The sequence below is a fragment of the Sphingomonas sp. genome (genome assembly GCF_031372575.1).
Classification (GTDB): domain Bacteria; phylum Pseudomonadota; class Alphaproteobacteria; order Sphingomonadales; family Sphingomonadaceae; genus Sphingomicrobium.
Window position 1 is genome coordinate 1 of record NZ_JANMLM010000030.1, and the last position, 2,638, is coordinate 2,638.

Annotated in this window: 4 protein-coding genes; all 4 read left to right on the forward strand. The window is 60.7% G+C overall.

Features of this window, described 5'->3' with window-relative positions:
- Positions 1-114: 114 nt before the first annotated feature.
- Complete coding sequence (nuoH, locus tag RMN73_RS02315; RefSeq protein WP_309601706.1) at positions 115-1,179, forward strand: NADH-quinone oxidoreductase subunit NuoH; 1,065 nt, start codon at positions 115-117, stop codon at positions 1,177-1,179.
- Positions 1,176-1,649 carry a hypothetical protein gene (locus RMN73_RS02320; protein ID WP_309601707.1) on the forward strand — a complete coding sequence of 158 codons (474 nt, stop codon included), beginning with the start codon at positions 1,176-1,178 and terminating at the stop codon, positions 1,647-1,649. Before nuoH ends, RMN73_RS02320 begins: the two co-directional genes overlap by 4 nt.
- On the forward strand, positions 1,646-2,128 hold the full coding sequence (gene nuoI, locus RMN73_RS02325; protein ID WP_309601708.1) for an NADH-quinone oxidoreductase subunit NuoI: 483 nt from the start codon (positions 1,646-1,648) through the stop codon (positions 2,126-2,128). The genes RMN73_RS02320 and nuoI overlap by 4 nt, the downstream gene beginning before the upstream one ends.
- Before the next feature lie 15 nt (positions 2,129-2,143).
- A partial coding sequence (locus tag RMN73_RS02330; protein ID WP_309601709.1) for an NADH-quinone oxidoreductase subunit J occupies positions 2,144-2,638 on the forward strand: 495 nt, incomplete at its 3' end.

Below are 2,638 nucleotides of genomic sequence, written 5' to 3' on the forward strand. Positions count from 1 at the left end.
AGGGACTAAGCCGAGCGCAGCCGAGGCTCGTGCCACTCAGGTTCTCGGCTTCGCTCGAACGAATCCCTCGTCTTCGCTCGGGAATTCGGAATTGATACAGCGGGGCGTCCGCGCATGACCGACTTCTTCGTCCGCAACGGCATGCTCTACGACTGGGCATGGACCTTCGCGACCATCATCGGCATCCTGATCATCGCGCTGCCTCTGATGCTCGCCGTCGCCATGGTGATCTATGCCGAGCGCAAGATCTGGGCGGCGATTGCGCTTCGCCGCGGGCCCAACGTGGTCGGGCCGTGGGGACTGCTGCAGAGCTTTGCCGACGGTTTGAAGGTGTTCCTCAAGGAAACCATCATCCCGTCCAGCTCGAACAAGGCATTGTTCCTGATCGCACCGATCATCACCTTTACCACCGCGTTGATCGTGTGGGCGGTGGTGCCGTTCGATGTCGGCGTGGTGCTGACCGACATAAACGTCGGCATGCTCTACGTCCTCGCCGCCTCGTCGCTCGGGGTCTACGGCGTGATCCTCGCTGGCTGGGCGTCCAACTCCAAATATCCGTTCTTCTCGGCGATCCGTGCCGCGGCGCAGATGGTCAGCTACGAAGTCTCGATCGGCTTCGTCATCATCTGCGTCGTCCTCTACGCCGGCACCTTCAACCTGACCGGCATCGTCATGGCGCAGCAGGGCAATATCGGCTTCGGCCTATTGAACGGCTTCGGCTTCAATCCTTTGCTATTCCCGATGGCGGTGGTGTTCCTGATCAGCTCGATGGCCGAAACCTTCCGCACCCCGTTCGACCTGGTCGAGGCGGAAAGCGAGCTCGTCGCGGGTCATCAGACCGAATATAGCTCGATGAGCTTCGCTTTGTTCTGGCTCGGCGAGTACGCCAACGTCATCCTGATGTGCGCCTTGAACGCGATCCTGTTCTGGGGCGGGTTCCTGCCGCCGCTCAACATCGACCTGATCCCGTGGTTCGACATCCCCGGCATCCTCTGGCTCTTCCTCAAGATGAGCATCTTCTTCTTCATCTTTGGCTGGGTGAAGGCGACCGTGCCCCGCTATCGCTACGATCAGCTGATGCGGCTGGGGTGGAAGATTTTCCTGCCGCTCAGCCTGCTGTTCGTGGTGCTGATCTCGGGCTGGCTGATGCTGACACGATATTCGGGAGGAACTGTATGATCGGGTCAATCACAATGTGGGCCGCCGCGGTTTCCGCCTCCTTCCATTGCAATGCGGATGCTCCGCAGATGCTGACGGGCGAGATGGCCAGCCCAAAGCTGACCGAAATCGGTTTGCCGCCCGAAGCTGCCAATCGCAGTTTCGACGTACGCATCCAAACCAAGGACGACGTGCCAAGGGTCGAGGTGACTTGGCCGAACGACGCCATGCGGCTGACCGAGCGGCTCATGCCGGCGTTCGAGACCGCCGAGGGTTCGTACGCGTTCACCAGTTATTCGGTCGGCCCATGCCTCTTTACCGACAAAGGTTGCGTTTCGCAGTTCAGCATCGTCGATCGTGGTGAGAAGAATGGGAAGGCGGATCTTTTGATCGTTCCTGCCGGTCTTACGAGTGACCCGAAGTCGGGTAAGAAAACGCTCATGACCATCATCATGCGCGGCACCTGCGAGCGAACGGATTTGAAGCGATGATCGCGCGCACTATCAAGGCCTTCACGCTGTGGGAATTCGTCAAGGCGCATGCCCTGACGCTTCGCTATTTCTTCAAGCCCAAGGCGACGATCAATTACCCGTACGAAAAAGTGCCGCAGAGCCCGCGCTTTCGCGGTGAGCATGCGCTGCGCCGTTACCCCAATGGCGAAGAGCGCTGCATCGCGTGCAAATTGTGCGAGGCGATCTGCCCGGCGCAGGCGATCACCATCGAGGCCGAACCGCGTGAGGACGGCAGCCGCCGCACCACCCGCTACGACATCGACATGGTCAAATGCATCTATTGCGGATTGTGCGCCGAAGCCTGCCCGGTCGACGCAATCGTCGAGGGGCCGAACCTCGAATTCGCCACCGAAACGCGTGAGGAATTGCTCTACGACAAGGCCAAATTGCTGGCCAATGGCGATATTTGGGAAGGCGCCATCGCCGCCAACCTTGCCGCCGACGCGGCCTACCGGTAGGGCGCGCGCCATCCCATGATAACCACTCTCGCCTTTTACCTGTTCGCAGCCCTCACCATCGCGTCCGCAATCCTGGTGATCTTCGCGCGCAACCCGGTGCATAGCGTGCTGTGGCTGATCGTCGCCTTCTTCAACGCGGCCGGCCTGATGCTGCTGCTCGGCGCCGAGTTCATCGCGATGCTGCTGGTGATCGTCTATGTCGGCGCGGTCGCGGTGTTGTTCCTGTTCGTGGTGATGATGCTCGACATCGACTTCGCGAAATTGCGTTCTGGTTTCACGAAGAATTTGCCGTTTGGCCTGATGATCGCTTTGGTGCTGCTGGCCGAGATCGTCATCGCCGCCAACGCCCGCCAGGCCGGCCCGATCATCACCGCGCCGACCGCCGTCGCCAACGGGCCGACCCAGCCCAATATCGAAGCCATCGGCGAGGCGCTCTACGGCCGCTTCCTGTTCCCGTTCGAACTTGCCGGGCTGATCCTGCTGGTCGCGATGATCGGCGCCATCGTCCTC